This window comes from Pseudomonas abieticivorans (assembly GCF_023509015.1).
GTDB lineage: Bacteria > Pseudomonadota > Gammaproteobacteria > Pseudomonadales > Pseudomonadaceae > Aquipseudomonas > Aquipseudomonas abieticivorans.
Genome location: NZ_CP094975.1, coordinates 798,174 through 819,610, shown reverse-complemented (window position 1 = coordinate 819,610; position 21,437 = coordinate 798,174). Strand labels below are relative to the sequence as shown.

Here is a 21,437-nt window from a genome sequence, read left to right as displayed (position 1 = left end):
GCGCAAGCTTGGCGCAGCGGGTAGGTGAGTGCCTGTGGCAGGCCTTGTGGGCCGATGCAGCCAATCAAGAAGGCCAGTTGGGCGAGGTTGAGCGGGCCTTGCTTACCCAGCCTGACGCGGTGGCCAGCGCCCTGCACCTGAGTATCAACGCGGGGCCCTCTTGGCCAGTGCCCGGGGCATTTGTGCTGGCGGCCCAAGCCATGTCGGTGGATGACGAGGGCGCGCCGCCAGCCTTGGCCTTGATCCACATGCCGGGAACAGGGCTTGCCCGTGTGCGCGAGAGCCTGGCGGTGCACTTGGGCCAGGCCCTGGCGGATGAACCCAGTTGGTCGTTGCTGATGGAGGGCATGGCGTTGGCCCATCAGGCCGACTATGTCGCCGGGGCGACTTGCCGCTGGTCAATGGTGCCTATTGCCGAGGGGCTGCCTGCCTACCTGTTCGCCAGCGCTCGCCAGCGCCAACGGCAGGATGTACTGCATGTGCTTGGTGCGCCTGTGGCTGAAGCGGCCGATACACTGCAAGCACTGAAGGAGGCGCTCGCGTCAGCTTTCGTGCAGCCGCTGCAAAGCCTTGCAGCTTATCGAAACCGCTTGCGCGATGCCCGTGAGGCCTTCAAGGCCTTGCCCGCTTGGTTGCGTACCGCCAGTGCACAAAACCTGTCGCGTTATGAGGCGCGGCTGGCAGCCTGGCATCAGGCGCAGATTGACTTGGCCGGTGAGTTGGGCGAGGGCGCCAGCCTTGAGCACTATGTGCAAAGCACGGCTGGCGCTTGGCTCAAACAGTTGTGCGGGGTAGCGCTGGACCCTGGCGACTTGCTGTTCGAAACGCGCCGTGCGCTGCCCGGCATGGCGGCGCACTTCAGCACGCGTAGCAGCTTCAGCGAGCTGGCGCTTAATGGCCTGCCAGCGGGGGATGAGGTGCAAGGCTCAGACTTTTTGCTGCACAGCGCGCTGACTTACCAAGGGGAAACGTACACCGGGCTGCCTCTGCAATCGGCGGCCCAGGCGTTGCTGGGGCGGCCGTTGCGGTTGGCATTCGTGGCCGTGCGCCAACAGGCCCTGAGCACCGCGCTGCTGGCGCCCATGCTGCGCCTGGCCAAGGCGCAGTGGGCCTTGTCGGCCTTTGCTGGAAGCCTCAGTGGCCAACTGTCGGACACCCAATTCCAGCAAATGGAAAACCAGGCCATGCCCCTGGTGCTAGACGACTTGCCCAGCCTGCAGGTGTTTACCCTGCAGGCCAACGGTGCGGACCTGGGAGGCATGCTGGCGTTGGGCCGGCAGGACAGCAATGGGCATTTCGACCAGTTGCTGCTGTATACGCCCGACGCACCACGCGCCTTGCAGTGGCAGCATTGTGCCGGCCTGCATGCCTTGCACTTCGAGGTTGCCGGTTGGAGCGCGAACCCCGTTATGGCTGAGTACCTGCTGACCGGCACCGCCGAAAACCAGCGTCAGGCACTGGCCGACGAATTGGCGCGCATCGCCGAAAAACCCGAGGGCTACCCGCGCCTGATCAGCCTGAAGGCGCAGCCAGGTTTAAGCGTGGCGCTGCAGCAGTTGGCGGAGCACCAGTTGGCCCGGCAAATGGAAGCCAATGCCAGCGCCATATCCGCCTGGCACTTGGGTGCAAGCCTGGCGCAATGCCGTCAATTGGTATTGCTGGAAACGCAAAGTACAGGGCGCACGCCAATGCTTGGAGCAACGCACCGACGTGCGCCTGCAGCGTTTCGACGATTTTTTGCAGCACACGGCGACCGTCAGCCTCAACCGCTTGCTGGGCGATGCACAGGGCCAGGTCAACCCTGGCCAGGTTATCGTCACGCTGGATGGCCAGCCTTTCACGTTCAGCCAGCTGATGCGCGATGGTTACCCCGCGCATCTCAACCTGACGGGCAATGTGCCGGCCGGGTTGATGAGTGTCACGGGCCCGCCGGGCGTGGACCTTGGCGGCCTGCAACCAGAACGTGTAGGGGGCGTACTGCGCAAGGGCATCGCCGCGCGTTTTGCCGAGTACATCGAGCAAACCTTGCTGGCCCCGGGCAGCCCCGGCCTTGCTTGGCGGCGCACGGCTTACCTGGAGCTGACACGCCTGCAAATGAGCCATGCCGCCGTGCAGGGGCACTTGAAAGGTGAACTGGATGCGCGTCAATACCAGCAGCTGGAACGGATGCTGGCAACGCTGCACAAGGGCGGTGATCGCTCGCGGTTGATGTTCGCGCCCTTGCAGTTTCGCCTGGAGGCAGTACTGAACGAAGGTGAGCACCCTTGGATTAAAACGTTGGTACCCGATGCACTGCGCGACCTCCATAAGGCCTTGGGTAGTACTGAGCGCGTAGAGGGCGTGTACGTCGTGGGGCGTCACAGTTCGGCAGGCAAACTGCAAGCCTTGATCTATACGCCTCAGGCGCCGGATGGCGTGCTGTGGCGCGACTACGCGGATTTTGCTCGCGATCTGAAAATCCCAGGCTTGCTGGACTACTACAAGGACCGCATGCGCGCAAAGCTTGGCCGCTGGATGGCTTATCGCTTGAATGCCGTGCGTGAAGACCGCGCCGAGGGGCCACTGGCGCCGATGCCCTGGTTAGACCGTCTGGCCATTCACGACATCGCCCTGCAACGCCTGGTCGATGAGGTCAATGACGTTTATGACCAGCGCTGGGAACGCGTTCGCCAGACCATCGACCATTTTTTTATGGTGGCCGAGGTGATCGTGATCATTGCCACATTGCCATTCCCGCCCGCTGCGTTGGTGGCGGGCTCGCTGTTTGCGATCAAAGACAGCCTGTGTGCGTTGAAGTCGGTGAGCGAAGGTGACTACGACGGTGCGCTGGGCCATTCGCTGCTTGCCTTGCTGAACGTGGCGGGCGCGGCGAGCGATCTGGTGGCGGTGGTGAACAAGGCCAGTGGGGTGGCGCGGCTGGCCAGGCCACCCGCCAAGTTCGAGATTGACCCAAGCCTGGCCTTGAGTTCACGGCCCAAGGGGTTGCAGCGCGTGAGCGAGGGTAAATACGCTGGCACCTGGCGCTCGCCGGTGCGCGAGAACGGCTACCCTGACTATTTCATCGAGTTGGAGAACGGCAAGCTGTTCCAGGTACGCCATAGCGCCAACAGTGCGTATGCAAACCTGCGTGTAGTCAACCGCAGGCGCGGCACCGAGGGGGCGCCGGTGCACCTCAACGCCGTCGGGCAATGGCGCGTCGTGCGCAATACCGGCACGGTTGGCGGTGCAGATGACAAGCCGGCCGACCTGTTGCACAGAGCGTTCGCGCACATGAGCGACGATCAATTGCGGGCGTTCTTTGCGCGCACGCCTTTGGGCGACGGGGTTTCGTTGTACAGCCTGCCGGTGCACTTGCGCGGCTGCACGCAGCATCAGCTGGAGGCCCTGTGGGCGAAGTTCCAGTTCAACCGCGTGTTCGATATCGAGCAGGCCTTGCTGGAGCACTTGCGCAAGCACCGGGCGTTGCCAGCCTGGGCCAGGCAGTTCCTTGGGCGTGGGCAAGTGCTGGACGACCCGATGGCGATGCTGCGCAGGCGTTATCCGGCATTTACCGAGCAGCAATGGGCGCATTACGCCAGCCAATTTCGGTTCCTGCCCGAGCAGCGTGACGCAGCACTCCAGCAATTGGCCCTGTACCTTGAGATACATGGGGTAACGCCTTCCTGGGCGTTGAAAAACATCGCTGGTATTGAATACGCCGCGTTCAATAGCGAGCGTTTCATTCTCGACGGCCTGCTCCCGCCTTTGCCGCCAGCGGCCCAATGGAAGGCCTGGCAGCGCATCGGGGAGCTGACCTTGATACCCTCCCAGGCCAGTGCGGTACCCGCAGGTTCTGTGGCCGGGCCTGCGGTGCACCGCGTGAACGGTGTGGGTGCCCCGCTGATCGAACTGCAAGGGGGGTGGTACGAGGTGGCCTCCGACTTTGCCAATGCCACCAACCCCCACGTGGCTTTCCGGGGTGCGCCGGTGACCCCGGTCCAATCCTTGGCCGACATAACGGCCAACCCGCCCCAGCTAGCGCGATACGTGGGTGGGCAATGGCAGTATGTGGGCCCGGCGTTTAGCCGGCCAATGAGCGAGTCGATCGCCGAGCCATTTCCGCAAATGCTCAGTGGCAGCCGCGAATGGGTGGCACAAAACCTGTTGCGAGAAGCCCGCGAGCAGGCGGTGCTGCACGGCGTGGGGTTGACCTCGCAAATGGCTGACGTCAACCGCGTGCTCGATTGCTGGGGCCGTGGCGCGCCCATTGCCAACCCGCGGGTGGCCGATCCACTGGGCATGCTGCCGGTGTCGGTCCCGGAGCGCATCAACCACATGGCGCAGGTCAATGTGCTGAGCGAACAGGAGGCGCCGCTGGTGTTCGGCCAGTTGGGGGTGATGCCGGCCTCCGGGTCGATGCGAACTGCTGCGCAAATGTTGCAGGTCAACGGCTACGAAGTGCTGGCGCGGGGTGGTTTTTTCAGTACGCCCACCGCCTATTCCGGCGAGCTGGTGGTTCGCCATCCCTGCTCGACCAACTTGTACGTGATATTCATGCGTTCCTCCGTCTGGGGCTCGGGTACGTCCTTGCTCGTTGCCAGGGATCTGGCCGGCGCAGTGCGCAAAGTCGAACGCAAGGCCATGATCAACGCCCAGGTTTGGGGCCGGGCCCATCGGGAGGCCAGCGTGGTGGTGCTTTTTGGAGCCGTGCGTGATTTGGGCCGCAGCGTGGACCTGCGTTTCATGCGCATGCCCGATGTGCCCCGCCAACCTTGATAGGCACGCTCGCAGGTTGCGCCGCCTTTGCAGCAACGGTATTTGGCTGGCGCAAACGGCAGCTTTAGGCGAAAGTGCTCGGTGAATGGATCTCGTCGAGCATACCTATGAGCAAAGCAGCAAAGTTCGTTTTAGCCGCTGTAGTGGTGGTGGGCGCCGTGGCCACGGCCGGTGCCTGGTACACGGGCACGCGCCTGGAAGGCACGTTGCAGGCCGCCATCGCCCAGGCCAACCAGCAGTTGCAGGCCCAGACGCCGGGGCCTGATGGCAAGGCGCAGGTCAGCCTGGAGTTGGTGTCGTTGGACCGCCACCTGTTCAGCAGCGAGGCCCACTACCGCCTGACCGTGCAAGGGCGTGAATTCGGTACCGGCGATGCCCCGGTGCCCCTGGACTTCACCGACCATATCGAGCATGGCCCGCTACCGTTGTCACGGTTGATCACCCTGCGCTGGGTGCCAGTGATGGCGGTCAGCAACATCAGCTTGCAAAACACCCCCGTGTCGCAACCTTTCTTTGCCCAGAATAATGGCAACGTGCCGTTGAAGGGCCAGGTGACCTTGCAGTATGACCGCAGCAGCGAAAGCCATATGCAGGTGGCGCCGTTGAAACTCGATGCGCCGGGTCGCACGTTCAAGGTCCAGGGTTTGAGCGTTAACCTCTCCGCCACGGCAGACACCGAAAAATATGAAATGAACGCGGTGATCGATAGCCTGGCCGTCGACACGCAAACGCCCGAAGGCGTGCTGCAGTCCGAGTTTCACAAGGTGGAAATCAACAGCGGCGGCACCCGTGGCACCTCTGGTTTCTACCTGGGCCATACCGACGTGAAGGCCGGTACTGCCTCGTTCCAGGTGCCCGGCAAGCCACTGATCATGCTCAAGGACACCACTGGCACTAGCCTGTTGCAAGAGGTGGAAGGCAAGCTGGCGGCACAGGTCAATTATGATCTGGGCCAGTTGCAGGTCGGTGGCAAAGACATCGGCACTGGCCAGTTGGCGTTCAAGGTCGATCGTTTCGACATCGCCGCCAGCAAGCGCCTCAACGAGCTGTACCAGACCCGCGTGGTGCCCCAACAGCAAGTGGCCATGATGAACGGCGAACCCTTGGAGTTGCACCTGACCGAGCAAGACAAGGCCCAACTGAACACTGCCTTGTCCGCGTTGCTGGATGGCAAGCCGCACGTGGAACTGGAAAAGTTGTCACTCAAGACCGCCAACGGCGAAAGCCATGCGAGCGTGGCCGTCGACTTGGCCAACCCGAGCACGCAGGGCAAAGCAGCGCCGGGGCTGGGCCTGGATGCGGTGAGTGTGGTCGATGCCAAGGTGCTGCTGTCCAAGGCGATGATCAACGACATCGGCCGCGTGCAGGCGCAACTGCAGGGTCAGACCGACCCCGCGGCGATTGACGCCCAGGCAAAAAATGCCAGTGACCTGGTCAGTGGCATGGCGGTGACCTTCCAGTGGGGCAAGGTGGACGGCGATAACGTGGTGTCCGACCTGCATTACGCCAACGGCGTGGTTGACTTCAACGGGCAGAAGATGACGCCACAGCAATTCGTGGGGTTGGTGGCGGGCAGGTTTATTCAGCAATAAAACGTTGACCGCCCGTGGGGAGAGGGCGCTAAAAGCAGATCGCATTGGCAACTCGATCGGCCCCCTCTCCCTCAGGCAGAGGGGGGGATTCAGCTACGGCTCAACAACGATACTGCTCCTGCGCCACCAAACAACGCTGCACTCACCCGATTGAACCAGCTCTGCCCGCGGCCGCTGCGCAAGTAGCGCGCCGCGCCATGGGCACCCAGCCCGTACGCCAGCTTGCACAGCAAGTCGAGCACCGCCCAAGTCAAAATCATCACGATCAACTGCCCGGCCAAAGGCCGCTCGGCGCTGAGGAACTGTGGCAGGAACGCGGCGAAGAACAGGATGTCCTTCGGGTTGCTGGCGCCCAGTGCAAAGGCGCGCCAGAACAGCGCGCGGAAACGCGGTACTGGCAGCGAGTCAGGCACTTGGGCCGCCGTGGCCGGTTGCCGGGATTGCTGCCAGCTCTGCCAGGCGAGGTAGAACAGGTAAAACGCCCCGACGATTTTCAAGCCGTTAAACACTTGCTCGCTGGCCAGCAGCAACGCGCCCAGGCCCAAGGCCGAGGCGCTGAGCAAGCAGATCGAGGCGCTCACCCCGCCCAGGAACGCCGGGTAGGAGCGGCGCAGGCCGTAATTCAGGCTGTTGCCGATCATCAACAACGACAAGGGGCCGGGGATCAGGATCACCACCAATGCCGCGGCACTGAACAACAACCAGGTTTCCACACTCATTGCTTTTCTCCTTATGTGCAAAAGCCCCACCCGAAGGTGAGGCCTGTTTGTTTCTGTTGCTAAAGCTTACAGGAAGATGAACTTGGCGATGAAAATCGCGCAGAGCACCCACAGGCTGATGGAAATGTCCTTGAACTTGCCGGTGCCGGCCTTGAGCGCCACGTAGGTGATAAAGCCCAGGGCGATGCCGTCGGCGACCGAGAAGGTTAGCGGCATCATAATCGCCGTGACGATCGCCGGAATGCTGTCGGTGGCTTCATCCCAGTTGATGTGGGCCATGCCGCTCATCATCAGCATGGCCACGTAGATCAACGCGCCGGCTGTAGCATAAGCCGGAATCATGCCCGCCAGCGGTGCAAAGAACATCGCGGCGATGAACAGCAGGCCCACTACCACGGCGGTCAGTCCGGTGCGACCGCCGGCGGCCACGCCCGCAGCACTTTCCACGTAGCTGGTCACCGGCGGCACGCCGACCATGGCGCCAAACACGCTCGAAGCGCTGTCGGCCTTGAGTGCCCGGGACAGGTTTTCGATGCGCCCGTCGGGGTTCACCAGGTTGGCGCGTTGCGCCACGCCCATCAGGGTGCCGGCGGTGTCGAACATGTGCACGAACAGAAAGGCCAGCACCACGCTGATCATGCTGACGTTGAACACGCCTTTGATGTCCATCGCAAGCCAGGTCGGCGCCAGGCTCGGTGGCAGCGAGAACACCCCGCCGTACTGCACGATGCCCAGGCCCCAGCCGATCAGGGTGACAGTGACGATGCTGATCAGGATCGCGCCGAACACCCGGCGGTAGCTGAGCACGGCGATCATCAGGAAGCACAGCGCGCTGAGCAGGGGCCCGGCTTCATGCAGCGAACCCAGCTTGATCAGGGTGGCGGGGCTGGCGACGATGATGCCGCTGGTTTTCAACCCGATCACCCCCAAAAACAGCCCCACGCCCGCGCCCATGGCGTGGCGCAAGCTGGTGGGGATGCTGTTGAGCAGCCACTCGCGCACCCGTGACAGGGTCAGGATCATGAACAGCACGCCGGAGATAAAGACGGCCCCCAGCGCGGTCTGCCAGGAATAGCCCATGGTGCCCACTACCGTATAGGTGAAGAAGGCGTTCAGGCCCATGCCCGGTGCCAGGCCCACCGGCCAGTTGGCGTACAGGCCCATCAGCAGGCAACCCAGAGCTGCTGCGATGCAGGTAGCGACGAAGGCGGCGCCGTGGTCGATGCCAGCGTCGGCCATGATGTTGGGGTTGACGAAAATGATGTACGCCATGGTGATGAAGGTGGTCAGCCCGGCGATCATTTCAGTTCTGACGGTGGTGCCGTGTAACTTGAGTTTGAAAATCCGCTCCAGCCAACTGTTGCGCGACGGCGGGGCGAGATCCAGCGTAGGGGCTTCGGATTTATTGCTTTCCACAGCGAGTTACTCCTCAAGGCTTTTGTTGTTTTCCGGGCCCATGCGCGTATTCACGTCACGGTTCCGTGAGGCAGGTAAAGGGTGGCACAGGCGACAGAATTGTTTTGTTGACCCTGCGGTCAGGAAGTCGCTCGTGGTGGATTATCCTTTTGTATACAAATAATGCAAATAATGTTTTTGGTTTTGTGCGCAGAATATTCCATGATTAGGGCATAACGTTGTCGCATCAACGCCCAAGCCAGTGCGGTACCTGACCTGTCACAAGGCCATGCCCCTGTGTACAATGGCCAAAACGCCGGAACCATCGCCCCCGAGAACCCATGAACGAACAGCTGCAACCCCTCAAGAAACAATCGCGACTGGCCAAGGCCGGGCGTGTCGGCACCCAGGACGATATTGTCTACGCACATATCTTCGAGGCCATCCTCGAACAGCGCCTGGCGCCGGGTACCAAGTTGAGTGAGGAAGCCCTGGGCGAGATCTTTGGCGTCAGCCGCACCATCATTCGCCGTGCGCTGTCGCGCCTGGCCCATGAAGGCGTGGTGTTGCTGCGGCCCAATCGCGGCGCAGTGGTCGCCAGCCCCAGTGTCGAGGAAGCCCGCCAGGTGTTTTTCGCCCGGCGCATGGTCGAGCGCGCGATTACCGAGCTTGCGGTGGAGCACGCCACGGCCGAGCAATTGACCGAGTTGCGGCAGATGGTGCTGGACGAACGCGACAGCTTCTCGCGCGGTGATCGCGGCGCCGGCATCCGGTTGTCGGGGGAGTTTCACCTCAAGCTGGCCGAGGCGGCGAAGAACGCGCCGTTGATCAGCTTCCAGCGCAGCCTGGTTTCGCAAACCTCGCTGATCATCGCCCAGTACGAAACGGGCAACCGCTCGCACTGCTCCTACGATGAGCACACCCAACTGATCGACGCCATCGAGGCGCGAGACGCACACCTGGCGGTGGGCCTGATGATGCACCACATGGACCACATCGACAGCAAGCTGAACCTGGACGAAGAGAGCGCCTCGGACGACCTGCACGCGGTGTTTTCACACTTGCTGCAAACCCGTAAACCGGTTCACAAAGGCACCGCATAAACCTGTAGGAGCGCATTTGTCCGCGAAGAAAGCGCCGGTGATCTTCCAGACAAACCGCAGCGGCCTTTTCGCGGATGAATCCGCTCCTGCAGGGCGACCGTCAATCGCGCTCGTGCACCCGTTGGCCGGCGGCATAGGTCTGCTGCACGGTGCGGTCATCCCCCAGCGTGGTCAACACGAACAATGTCTCCTCAATGCTGCGTGACTGCTTGATGCGGTACGACAGCAGTGGCGTGGCGTTGTAATCGAGCACCAGGAAGTCTGCGTCACTGCCCGGTTGCAGCGTGCCCACCTTGTCTTCCAGGCGCAGGGCCCGGGCGCCGCCCAGGGTGGCCAGGTACAGCGACTTGAACGGGCTCAGGCGCGCGCCCTGCAGCTGCATCACCTTGTAGGCTTCGTTCAGGGTTTGCAGCAGTGAGAAACTGGTGCCGCCGCCGATGTCCGTGCCCAAGCCCACGTTGACCTTGTGCTTCTCGGCCATCGGCAGGTTGAACAGGCCGCTGCCCAGGAAGAAGTTCGAGGTGGGGCAGAAGGCGATGGCCGAGCCGGTTTCGGCCAGGCGCGCGCATTCGTCGTCGCACAGGTGCACGCCGTGGGCAAACACCGAACGCTCGCCCAGCAGCTTGAAGTGGTCGTACACGTCCAGGTAGCCCTTGCGCTCGGGGAACAGCGCCTTCACCCACTCCACCTCCTTGAGGTTCTCGCTGATGTGGGTTTGCATGTACAGGTCCGGGTATTCACCCAGCAGTTGCCCGGCCAGCGCCAGTTGCTCCGGCGTGCTGGTGGGGGCGAAGCGTGGCGTCACCGCGTAGTGCAGGCGGCCCTTGCCGTGCCAGCGTTCGATCAGCGCCTTGCTTTGGCTGTAGCTGGTTTGAGCGGTGTCGGTCAGGTAGTCCGGGGCGTTGCGGTCCATCATCACCTTGCCGGCGATCATGCGCAGGTCAAGCTTTTGCGCCGCTTCAAAAAATGCGTTCACTGACTCCGGGTGCACGCTGCCAAATACCAGCGCGGTGGTGGTGCCGTTGCGCAGCAGTTCCTTGATGAAGATGCCCGACACCTCGTCGGCGTGGGCCTTGTCGGCGAACTGGCGCTCGCAAGGGAAGGTGTAGGTGTTCAGCCAGTCCAGCAATTGCTCGCCGTAGGAGCCGACCATGCCGGTTTGTGGCAGGTGGATGTGGGTGTCGATAAAGCCGGGGGTGATCAGCGCATCCGGGTAATGGCTGACGTCGATATCAGCCGGCAGGGTGGGCAGCAACTGCTCGGCCGGGCCCACGGCGCTGATCTTGCCGTTATCCACCACCAACAAGCCGTCGGCGAAGTATTGGTAGGAGTTTTCAACGCCGACTTCGGCGGGGTCACCCAGGCTGTGCAGGATGGCGGCGCGGTAGGCTTTGCGGGTCAGGCTCATAAAAGTCTCGTTTCTCAGGCTTGGCTGCGTCGCGAGGGCGGCAGCAGTTGGGCGATCGGTTCGGCGCTGGCAGTGCCCTGGCCGAAGTTGACGTTGTAGGTGGCGATGATTTCGGCGGCAACCGACACGGCGATTTCTATCGGCAGTTTGCCTTTGACCTCGGCCAGGCCCATGGGGCAGCGCATGCGCTGCACGATGGCCGGGTCAAAACCGCGATCGCGCAAGCGGTGCTCGAACTTGACCCGCTTGGTTTTCGAGCCGATCAGGCCGAACCAGGTGAAATCGTTGCGCTTGAGGATAGCGGCGGTCAGTTCGAGGTCCAGGGCGTGGTTGTGGGTCATGACGATGCAGTAGCTGCCTTTGGGCAACTCATCGACTTCATCCAGCGGTTCTTCGTTGACGATTTTACGCACGCCGTGGGGGATGTGTTCGGGAAACTCCTGCTCGCGCGAGTCGATCCAGCGCACCCGGCACGGCAAACTGGCCAGCAGCGGCACCAGCGCACGGCCGACGTGGCCGGCGCCGAACACGGCGATCTGCGCCTGCACCTGGCCCATGGGTTCAAACAGCAACACGGTCACCCCGCCGCAGCACTGGCCCAGGCTGGCGCCCAGGCTGAAGCGCTCAAGGTGGGTATCCTGTTTGCCGCTTTCGAGCATCTGGCGGGCGATGTGCATGGCCTTGTATTCCAGGTGGCCACCGCCGATGGTGTCGTACAGGTGCGTGGCGCTGACCACCATTTTGGAGCCGGCGTTGCGCGGCGTGCTGCCCTTTTCCTCGATGATGGTCACCAGTACACAGGGTTCGCCTTGTGCCTGCAGGTCGGCGAGGGCGCTGATCCAGTTATTCATTTGGGCCTCCGGTGACGCTGGCCCTCACCCCAGCCCTCTCCTGGGGGAGAGGGGGTAGGGTGAGGGTGTACTCGAAAAGTTTAGACGCCACCCACAAGCTCCCTCTCCCCTTGGGAGAGAGCTGGGGTGAGGGTAGCGGCCTTGCGCATCTGCTCGCACCCCCACAGCACCCGCTCAGGGGTGGCCGGGGCATCGACCTGCGGCTGCACCCGGTAGTCGGCAATGCTCGCCACCGCATCCTTGATCGCGCACCATGCGGCGATACCCAGCATGAACGGCGGCTCGCCCACGGCCTTGGAATGGAACACCGTGTCCTCGGGGTTCTTGCGGTTCTCCACCAGTTTCACCCGGCAGGTCCATGGGCATGTCGGCCACGGCCGGGATCTTGTAGCTGGCCGGGCCATTGGTCACCAGCTTGCCCTTGGCGTTCCACACCAACTCCTCGGTGGTCAGCCAGCCCATGCCCTGGATATAGCCGCCTTCTACCTGGCCGATGTCGATGGCCGGGTTCAGCGAGGCGCCCACGTCGTGCAGGATGTCGGTGCGCAGCATCTTGTACTCGCCGGTCAGGGTGTCGACGATCACCTCGGCGCAGGCCGCGCCAAAGGCGAAGTAGTAGAACGGCCGACCACGGGCCTGGCTGCGGTCGTAGTAGATCTTCGGGGTTTTGTAGTAGCCGGTGCTGGACAGCGACACCTGGCCCATCCACGCCTGCACGATCAGGTCGGGGAACGGCAAAATCAGCTCGCGAATGCGCACGTGGCCGTTGCGAAATTCGACGTCCTCTTCGGTGACCTGGTACTTGCGCGCGGCAAACTCCACCAGGCGTTGCTTGATGATCTCGGCGGCGTTTTGCGCCGCCTTGCCGTTCAGGTCGGCACCGCTGGAGGCGGCGGTCGGCGAGGTGTTGGGCACCTTGTCGGTGTTGGTCGCGGTGATTTGCACGCGGTCGATGTCCACCTGGAACACTTCGGCTACAACTTGGGCAACTTTGGTGTTCAGGCCCTGGCCCATCTCGGTGCCGCCGTGGTTGAGGTGGATGCTGCCGTCGGTGTAGATGTGAATCAGGGCGCCGGCCTGGTTGAGGAAGCTGGCGGTAAAGGAAATGCCGAACTTCACCGGCGTCAGCGCCAGGCCTTTTTTCAGCACCGGGCTGTGGGCATTGAAGCGGCGGATCGATTCGCGGCGCTCGGCGTATTCGCTGCTGGCCTCAAGCTCGGCGGTCATCTCTTCGAGCATGTTGTGCTCGACGGTCTGGTAGTAGTGGGTGACGTTGCGCTCGGTCTTGCCGTAGTAGTTGGCCTTGCGCACAGCCAGCGGGTCGAGCACCAGGTGCCGGGCGATGGCGTCCATCACTTCTTCGATGGCGACCATGCCTTGCGGGCCGCCGAAGCCGCGGTAGGCGGTGTTGGAGGCGGTGTTGGTCTTGCAGCGGTGGCCGTTGATGGTGGCCTCGCCCAGGTAGTAGGAGTTGTCGGCGTGGAACATCGCCCGGTCGACGATGGACGCCGACAGGTCGGGCGAGTAGCCGCAGTTGCCGGCCAGTTCCATGTTGATGCCGTGTAGCCGTCCGTTGTCGTCGAAGCCTGCGTCATATTCGACGTAGAACGGGTGGCGCTTGCCGGTCATGGACATGTCCTCCACCCGTGGCAGGCGCATCTTGGTCGGCTGGCCGGTGAGGCGCGCCACCACCGCGCACAGGCAAGCGGGGCTGGCGGCCTGGGTTTCCTTGCCGCCAAAGCCGCCACCCATGCGGCGCATGTCGACCACGATCTTGTTCATCGATACGTCCAGCACCTCGGCCACCAGCTTCTGCACTTCGGTGGGGTTTTGGGTGGAGCAGTACACGATCATGCCGCCGTCTTCGGTAGGCATTACCGAGGAGATCTGGGTTTCCAGGTAGAAGTGCTCCTGGCCACCGATGTGCAAGGTGCCCTGGATGCGGTGCGGCGCAGTTGCCAGCGCGGCATTGGAGTCGCCGCGTTTGTGGGTGTGGCTGTCGAGCACGAAATGCTGGTTGCGGTAAGCCTCGACCACGTCGAGCACCGGCACCAGGTCTTCGTATTCGATGATCGCGGCCATGGCGGCCATGCGCGCGGTTTCATGGTCGCGGGCGGCGACGGCGATCACCGGTTGGCCGACGAACTCGACCAGGTCGATGGCCAGCAGCGGGTCACCCGGCATCAACGGGCCGATGTCTTTGAGGCCCGGAATGTCTTCGTGGGTGATGGCAATGCGCACGCCGGGAAAGGCGTAGCAGGGCGACACGTCGACCTTGACGATGCGCGCGTGGGCGCGGTCGGACATGCGCGCATACACGTGCAACTGGTTGGGGAATTCCAGCCGGTCATCGATGTACTGCGCCTCACCCGACACATGCTTGTCGGCGCTGTCGTGCTTGACGCTGCGGCCTACGCCGGTGGTCAGGCCCTGGCTGAACAGCTCGGCCAATTGGGCCTGGGTTCTCTCGACTTTGTGATGGTTAGACATAAGCGGTCACCCGAGTCTCGATGTGCGGCGTTTGCAGTTCGATGAAGTATTTGCGCAGCAGGTTCTGCGCGCTCAGCAAGCGGTATTCCTTGCTGGCACGGAAATCCGAGAGCGGGCTGAAATCGTCGGCCAGGGCGGCGCAGGCGGCCTCCAGGGTGGCGTTGTTCCACGCCTTGCCGACCAGCGCCGCTTCGCAGGCCTTGGCCCGCTTGGGGATGGCGGCCATGCCACCGAAGGCCGCGCGGGCGTCGGTGATCAGCCCTTGCTCCACTTGCAGGCTGAAAGCTGCGCACACCGCCGAGATGTCGTCGTCCAGGCGCTTGGACACCTTGTAGGCGCGGAACGCCCGTTTGGCGCTTGCGCGCGGCACGATGACCTTCTCGATGAACTCACTTTCCTGGCGGGCGGTGATGCGGTAGTCGATGAAATAGTCTTCCAGGGCCAGGGTGCGCGTGCTGTCGCCTTTGCGCAGCACGATCTGCGCGCCCAGGGCGATCAGCAGGGGCGGCGAGTCGCCGATGGGCGAGGCGTTGCCGATGTTGCCGCCCAGGGTGCCCTGGTTGCGGATCTGCAGGCTGGCGAAGCGGTGCAACAGCTCGCCGAAGTCTGGGTACTCGGCGCTCAGCGCGCCGTAGCAATCGGTGAGCGGGGTGGCGGCGCCAATCTCGATATGGTCGTCCAAGTGCTCGATGCGCTTGAGTTCGGCCACGTTGCCCACGTAGATCATGACCGGCAGGGTACGGTGGAACTGCGTCACTTCCAGGGCCAGGTCGGTGCCGCCGGCCAGCAGCCGGGCTTCGGGGTGCGAGCCGTACAGGTCGGCCAGGTCGCCGATGGTCAGCGGCACCAGGCAGCGCTTGTCGCCACTGTTCAGTTCGCCGGTTTCACTGGGCGCGATGGCCTTGAGCTGGGCAATGGTGTCGGCCTGGGCGCTGTCGAACTGGTCGGGGGCGCGCGTAGCCTGGCAGCAGGACTGCTCGGCGGCGGCCAGGATCGGGCGGTAGCCGGTGCAGCGGCACAGGTTGCCGGCCAATGCTTCCTGGGCTTGGTGCACGTCGGCGTCAGCGCTGTTTTTTTGCAGGGCGAACAACGACATCACAAAACCTGGGGTGCAGAAGCCGCACTGCGAACCGTGGCAGTCGACCATGGCCTGCTGCACGCTGTGCAACTGGCCCTTGTGCTTGAGGTCTTCAACGCTGATCAACTGTTTGCCGTGCAGCGAGGAGACAAACGTGAGGCAGGAGTTCAGGCTGCGGTAGCGCAGGCTGTCGTGACCGTTTGCATCGGTCTGCAATTCGCCCACCACCACGGTGCAGGCGCCGCAGTCGCCGCTGGCGCAGCCTTCCTTGGTGCCGGGCTTGCCCAGGTGCTCGCGCAGGTACTGCAGCACGGTCAGGTTCGGGTCCAGGGCATGCTCACTGCGCAATTCCCGATTGAGTAGAAACTGGATCACGGAAGGCCTCGCTGACATTTATTATTGTTAACCGACAGTGCTCTGAATTTAGACAGGTCTGACTTTTCGGTCAACCGATTTCTGACTTTAAAGTCAGGAAAAAGAACGTGCGTTATTCTGGTGCGCGTGACGCCCTTTGTAGGAGCGGATTTATCCGCTAAAGGGCCGCCACGGGCCTCCAGAAATGCAACCTGCGGATTTATTTGCTTATTTCATGCCAAAACGCCATGTGCCCCTCTGCGCGGCGCGGGGGCAATTGCGCTACACTGCGCCGCTTGCATAGCCCCAAGATTTCGAAGGACAACCATGACGTTCAAGGCGCCGGACAGCCTCTCCGAGCAAATTGCCCATTACCTCGCCGACCGCATCATCCGCGGCGAGCTCAAACCCGGTGAGCGCATTCAGGAACTGAAGGTCACCCAGTCCCTGAACGTCAGCCGAGGTTCGGTGCGCGAGGCCTTGCTGATCCTTGAACGTCGGCACCTGATCGTCATCCTGCCGCGCCGTGGTGCCCAGGTGACCGTGCTCGACGAGCACAACGTGCAAAGCCTGTGCACCCTGATGAGCGAGATGTACATATTGCTGGGCAACGCCGTGGCCGAACGCTGGAAGGTCCAGGCAGACCTGGCCCCGTTCCTGGTCATCCAGCAACGCCTCAAGGTCAGCCTGCAGCGCCAGGACATCAACGCCTTCGTCGACGACAGCTTCAACGTGATGCGCGCCGCGTTCCCGTTCGCCCATAACCCGTACCTGCAGGAAACCGTGGAAAACCTGCAGCCGGCCATGAGCCGCAACTACTACCTGGCGCTGGAGCTGCGCAAGGCGTCGATGGACGAATACCTGGCGCACTTCGACGAGCTGCTGGCGGCGGTGGTTGCGCGCGACCTGGCGCAAGTGCGCCTGGTACTGACTGCGTACTGCCAGCGCAGCTGCGAGCTGGTCGTCGCGGCCCTGAAGGCGCGCTGACGTGCGGCTCAAGTGCATTAAGCTGGCGGGGTTCAAGTCCTTCGTCGACCCCACCACGGTGAACTTCCCCAGCAACATGGCGGCAGTGGTGGGGCCCAATGGCTGCGGCAAGTCCAACATCATCGACGCCGTGCGCTGGGTGATGGGCGAAAGCTCGGCCAAGAACCTGCGCGGCGAGTCGATGACCGACGTCATCTTCAACGGCTCCACCAGCCGCAAGCCGGTGAGCCAGGCGAGCATCGAACTGGTGTTCGACAACGCCGACAGCACGCTGGTGGGCGAGTACGCCGCCTACGCTGAAATTTCCATCCGCCGCAAGGTGACCCGCGACAGCCAGAACACTTATTACCTGAACGGCACCAAGTGCCGTCGGCGCGACATCACCGATATCTTCCTGGGCACCGGCCTGGGCCCGCGCAGCTACTCGATCATCGAGCAGGGCATGATCAGCAAGTTGATCGAGGCCAAACCCGAGGATTTGCGCAATTTCATCGAAGAGGCGGCAGGCATCTCCAAGTACAAGGAGCGCCGCCGCGAGACCGAGACGCGCATCCGCCGCACCCACGAGAACCTGGAGCGCCTGACCGACTTGCGCGAGGAGCTGGAGCGCCAGCTCGAACGCCTGCACCGCCAAGCCCAGGCTGCCGAGAAATACCAGGAATACAAAGGCGAGGAGCGCCAGCTCAAGGCGCAATTGTCTGCCCTGCGCTGGCAGGCCCTGAATGAGCAGGTGGCCCAGCGCGAAGCGGTCATCGGCAACCAGGAAGTCAGTTTCGAAGCCCTGGTGGCCGACCAGCGCAACGCCGATGCCAGCATCGAGCGCCTGCGTGACGGCCACCATGACCTGTCCGAGCGGTTCAACCTGGTGCAGGGGCGCTTCTATTCGGTGGGTGGCGACATCGCCCGCAACGAGCAAAGCATCCAGCACGGCCAGCAGCGTTTGCGCCAGTTGCAGGAAGACCTGGCCGAAGCCGAGCGCTCGCGCCTGGAAACCGAATCGCACCTGGGGCTGGACCGCACCTTGCTGGCCACCCTGGGCGAAGAGCTGCAAATGCTGGCGCCCGAGCAGGAAATGACCAGCGCCGCCGCCGAAGAAGCCGCCGCCGCCCTGGAAGAATCCGAAAGCACCATGCACGGCTGGCAAGAGCAGTGGGACACCTTTAACCAGCGCTCCGCCGAGCCGCGGCGCCAGGCCGAAGTGCAGCAGTCGCGCATCCAGCAGCTGGAAACCAGCCTGGAGCGCCTGGCCGAGCGCCAACGCCGCCAGGCCGAAGAACTCGCCCTGCTGGCCGCCGACCCGGAAGACGCGGCGATTCTGGAATTGAGCGAGCAACTGGCCGGCAGCGACCTGCTGATCGAAGAGTTGCAGCTTGGCGAAGAACAACTGATCGAAGGCCTGGAGCAGGTGCGCCAGCACCTGCAACAGGCCACCACCGGCCAGCAACAGGCCCAGGGCGAACTGCAGCGGCTCAACGGTCGGCTGGCGTCCCTGGAGGCCTTGCAGCAAGCCGCGCTGGACCCCGGCACCGGCACTGCCCAATGGCTGCGTGACCAGCAGCTGGAACAACGCCCGCGCCTGGCCGAAGGCTTGCGCGTGGAAGCGGGCTGGGAACTGGCGGTAGAAACCGTGCTGGGCGCCGACCTGCAAGCGGTGCTGGTGGACGATTTCAATGGCCTTGACCTGCAAGGCTTCGAGCAAGGCGAACTGCGCCTGCTCAACCCCTCGGCAGACGGCACGCGCATCGCCGGCAGCCTGCTGGACAAGGTCGACAGCCCGGTGGACATGTCGCCGTGGCTGGGGCAGGTCAAGCCAGTGGAAACCCTGGACGCCGCCCTGGCCGGCCGCCACCTGCTGGCCGCCGGCGAAAGCCTGATCAGCCGGGACGGCTACTGGGTGGGCCGGCACTTTTTGCGTGTGAGCCGCGCCAGCGATGCGCAGAGCGGCGTGCTGGCCCGCGCCCTGGAACTGGAAAACCTCAACCTTGAGCGTGATGAGCGCGAAGCCGCGCTGGCCACCCTTGAGGAGCAACTGCAGCACCTGCGCGAGCAGCAACAGCAGCAAGAAGAGCACCGCGAACAGCTGCGCCGCCAGTTGCAGGAAGAGGCCCGCCAGCAGGGCGAGCTCAAGGCCCAGCTGTCGGCGGGCAAGGCCAAGGTCGAGCAACTGACCCTGCGCCGCCGGCGCCTGGACGAAGAGCTGGCCGAACTGGGTGAGCAGCGCGCGCTGGAGCACGAAGAGCTCGGCGAATCGCGCCTGCAACTGCAGGACGCCCTGGACGCCATGGCCATCGACAACGAGCAGCGCGAGCTGCTCATGGCCCAGCGCGACAGCTTGCGCGAGCGCCTGGACCAAGTGCGCCAGGACGCCCGCCAGCATAAAGACCACGCCCACCAACTGGCCGTGCGCCTGGGCTCCTTGCGCGCCCAGCACGATTCCACCCGCCAGGCGCTGGAGCGCCTGGAAATGCAGGCCGAGCGCCTGAGCGAGAAGCGCGAGCAGTTGTCGCTCAACCTTGAAGAGGGCGAGGCGCCGCTGGAAGAGCTGCGCCTCAAGCTTGAAGAGTTGCTGGAACGGCGCATGGCCGTGGACGAGGAAATGCGGCTGGCCAAGGCGGCGCTGGAAGACGCCGACAGCGAGTTGCGCGAGGCGGAAAAGCGCCGCACCCAGGCCGAGCAGCAATCGATGCTGATTCGTGGCCAGTTGGAGCAGCACCGCATGGAGTGGCAAGCCCTGAGCGTGCGCCGCACCGCCTTGCAGGAGCAATTGCACGAAGACGGCTACGACTTGCACGGCGTGCTTGCCACCCTCGATGCCCTGGCCAACGAGAAAGAAGCCGAGGAAGAATTGGAACGCATCAACGCGCGCATTCAGCGCCTGGGTGCGATCAACCTGGCCGCCATCGACGAATATCAGCAGCAGTCCGAGCGCAAGCGTTACCTGGACGCGCAAAATGATGACCTGGTGGAGGCCCTGGACACGCTGGAAAACGTCATCCGCAAGATCGACAAAGAAACGCGAAACCGTTTCAAAGACACCTTTGATCAGATAAATGCCGGAATCCAGGCACTTTTTCCAAAAGTTTTCGGTGGCGGCAGCGCCTACTTGGAACTGACGGGCGAAGATTTACTCGATACAGGGGTAACGATCATGGCGCGACCGCCTGGCAAGAAGAACAGCACCATTCATTTGCTCTCCGGTGGAGAGAAAGCCCTGACCGCCTTGGCCTTGGTTTTTTCCATCTTTCAACTGAATCCGGCGCCGTTCTGCATGCTCGACGAAGTTGACGCGCCACTGGATGACGCTAACGTTGGACGCTACGCACGGCTGGTGAAGGAAATGTCCCAAACGGTTCAATTTATCTACATCACCCACAACAAGATCGCCATGGAAATGGCCGATCAGCTGATGGGGGTGACCATGCACGAGCCTGGTTGTTCACGCCTGGTAGCGGTAGACGTGGAGGAGGCGATGGCAATGGTTGATGCCTGAGGGGGGGTAACTTGCCCAGGCAAAGACAGAATTGACGCAGGCCATTGCGACAGACGGTGTAAAGTTATCTTTGGTCGTGCTAGCTTAATGTCATATTACGTATGCGTGGGTAAAACGCCTGTCAGAACATAGAGTTGGCGCCACGTTTTAAAGGGGTTTAAACCCTTTATTTTTCAGCATTTTTTATAGAGGCACAGGATTAAATGGAAATCGGTCTGCGCGAGTGGCTGATCGTCATCGGCATCATTGTCATTGCCGGTATTCTTTTCGATGGCTGGCGCCGCATGCGCGGCGGCAAGGGAAAATTGAAATTCAGGCTCGACCGCAGCCTGTCCAACCTGCCGGATGAAGAGCCAGGCGCCGAAGTGCTTGGCCCATCGCGGGTGCTGGACGACCACGTGGAGCCCAAGCTTGACGAACACGACTTGCCGTCGATGAGCGCGCCTGCCCGCGAGCCCAAGCGCGGCAAGAAAGACAAGCACGCGGAGCCGAGCAAGGGCGACATGAACCTCAAGCTCGACCTGGACGAGCCGAGCCTGTTCACGGGCCGCGATGACGATTTTGCCGACGACGCCAAGGCACCGTCCTTCAATTCGGCCGGCACCGCAGCGCCCGCCGAAGAGTTGCCACCGGTGGAAGAAGTGTTGGTGATTAGCGTGATCTCGCGCCACGAAGGCGGCTTCAAGGGCCCGGCACTGTTGCAGAACATTTTGGAAAGCGGCCTGCGTTTTGGCGAGATGGACATCTTCCACCGTCACGAAAGCATGGCTGGCAACGGCGAAGTACTGTTCTCCATGGCCAACGCCGTGAAGCCTGGCATTTTCGACCTGGACGACATTGACCACTTCAGCACCCGTGCGGTCAGCTTCTTCCTCGGCCTGCCGGGCCCGCGCCACCCCAAACAGGCGTTCGACATCATGGTGGCGGCGGCGCGCAAGCTGTCCCAGGAGCTCGATGGCGAGCTCAAGGATGACCAGCGCAGCGTACTGACCGCGCAAACCATTGAGCATTACCGCCAGCGTATCGTTGAATTCGAGCGCCGGGCACTGACCCAGAAGCGCTGATCGGCGTCGGCCGGTTCGCCGATCAATCCGCTCCTACTATCGCGAATACCTGTAGGGGCGGATTTATCCGCGAAAAGCTCCCCGCCGACCCACCGGATAAACACAGAAGAGCAGCCCAGGCTGCTCTTTTGCATTGAATAGAGAACACCCG

General features: G+C 62.9%; 11 protein-coding genes and 1 pseudogene. 6 read left to right on the top strand and 6 right to left on the bottom strand.

Features of this window, described 5'->3' with window-relative positions; genetic code table 11:
* The first annotated feature begins 1,692 nt into the window (after positions 1–1,692).
* Positions 1,693–4,755, top strand: a complete 3,063-nt coding sequence (locus tag L9B60_RS03520) for a hypothetical protein (protein ID WP_249676293.1) — start codon at positions 1,693–1,695, stop codon at positions 4,753–4,755.
* 107 nt (positions 4,756–4,862) lie between these two features.
* Positions 4,863–6,347 carry a YdgA family protein gene (locus L9B60_RS03515; protein ID WP_249676290.1) on the top strand — a complete coding sequence of 495 codons (1,485 nt, stop codon included), beginning with the start codon at positions 4,863–4,865 and terminating at the stop codon, positions 6,345–6,347.
* An 89-nt stretch (positions 6,348–6,436) separates the two neighbouring features.
* Here L9B60_RS03515 and L9B60_RS03510 read toward each other — a convergent pair whose 3' ends face one another.
* Together L9B60_RS03510 and L9B60_RS03505 are read right to left on the bottom strand one after the other, a co-directional pair.
* Positions 6,437–7,066, bottom strand: a complete 630-nt coding sequence (locus L9B60_RS03510; RefSeq protein WP_249676286.1) for a LysE family translocator — start codon at positions 7,064–7,066, stop codon at positions 6,437–6,439.
* A 66-nt stretch (positions 7,067–7,132) separates the two neighbouring features.
* Positions 7,133–8,368, bottom strand: a complete 1,236-nt coding sequence (locus tag L9B60_RS03505; protein ID WP_438866121.1) for an NCS2 family permease — start codon at positions 8,366–8,368, stop codon at positions 7,133–7,135.
* Positions 8,369–8,802: 434 nt separating this feature from the next.
* Here L9B60_RS03505 and L9B60_RS03500 point away from each other — a divergent pair, with 434 nt between their 5' ends.
* Positions 8,803–9,564 (top strand): GntR family transcriptional regulator, encoded by a 762-nt coding sequence (locus L9B60_RS03500; RefSeq protein WP_249676283.1) that lies wholly within the window; start codon positions 8,803–8,805, stop codon positions 9,562–9,564.
* A 100-nt stretch (positions 9,565–9,664) separates the two neighbouring features.
* Here the strand turns inward: L9B60_RS03500 and guaD are convergent, their stop codons facing one another.
* From guaD to xdhA, 4 genes and pseudogenes are all read right to left on the bottom strand, one after another.
* Positions 9,665–10,972 (bottom strand): guanine deaminase, encoded by a 1,308-nt coding sequence (gene guaD, locus L9B60_RS03495; protein ID WP_249676281.1) that lies wholly within the window; start codon positions 10,970–10,972, stop codon positions 9,665–9,667.
* 14 nt (positions 10,973–10,986) lie between these two features.
* Positions 10,987–11,823, bottom strand: a complete 837-nt coding sequence (xdhC, locus tag L9B60_RS03490) for a xanthine dehydrogenase accessory protein XdhC (protein WP_249676278.1) — start codon at positions 11,821–11,823, stop codon at positions 10,987–10,989.
* Positions 11,824–11,903: 80 nt separating this feature from the next.
* Positions 11,904–14,313, bottom strand: a pseudogene (gene xdhB, locus L9B60_RS03485) (xanthine dehydrogenase molybdopterin binding subunit).
* Positions 14,306–15,766 carry a xanthine dehydrogenase small subunit gene (gene xdhA / locus L9B60_RS03480; RefSeq protein ID WP_249676276.1) on the bottom strand — a complete coding sequence of 487 codons (1,461 nt, stop codon included), beginning with the start codon at positions 15,764–15,766 and terminating at the stop codon, positions 14,306–14,308. The pseudogene xdhB and the gene xdhA overlap by 8 nt, the downstream one beginning before the upstream one ends.
* 306 nt (positions 15,767–16,072) lie before the next feature.
* On the opposite strand from xdhA, the gene L9B60_RS03475 reads away from it, so the two are divergent.
* The 3 genes from L9B60_RS03475 (at position 16,073) to zipA (ending at position 21,286) form a co-directional block, all read left to right on the top strand.
* Positions 16,073–16,732, top strand: coding sequence for a GntR family transcriptional regulator (locus L9B60_RS03475; protein WP_249676273.1), 660 nt, complete (start codon positions 16,073–16,075; stop codon positions 16,730–16,732).
* 1 nt (position 16,733) lies between these two features.
* The gene (smc, locus tag L9B60_RS03470) at positions 16,734–20,222 is read left to right on the top strand and encodes a chromosome segregation protein SMC (protein WP_249676271.1); all 3,489 of its coding nucleotides are present in this window, start codon (positions 16,734–16,736) and stop codon (positions 20,220–20,222) included.
* Between the two features lie 203 nt (positions 20,223–20,425).
* Positions 20,426–21,286: a cell division protein ZipA gene (gene zipA / locus L9B60_RS03465; RefSeq protein WP_249676269.1), complete on the top strand. Its 861-nt coding sequence runs from the start codon at positions 20,426–20,428 to the stop codon at positions 21,284–21,286.
* Positions 21,287–21,437 lie beyond the last annotated feature (151 nt).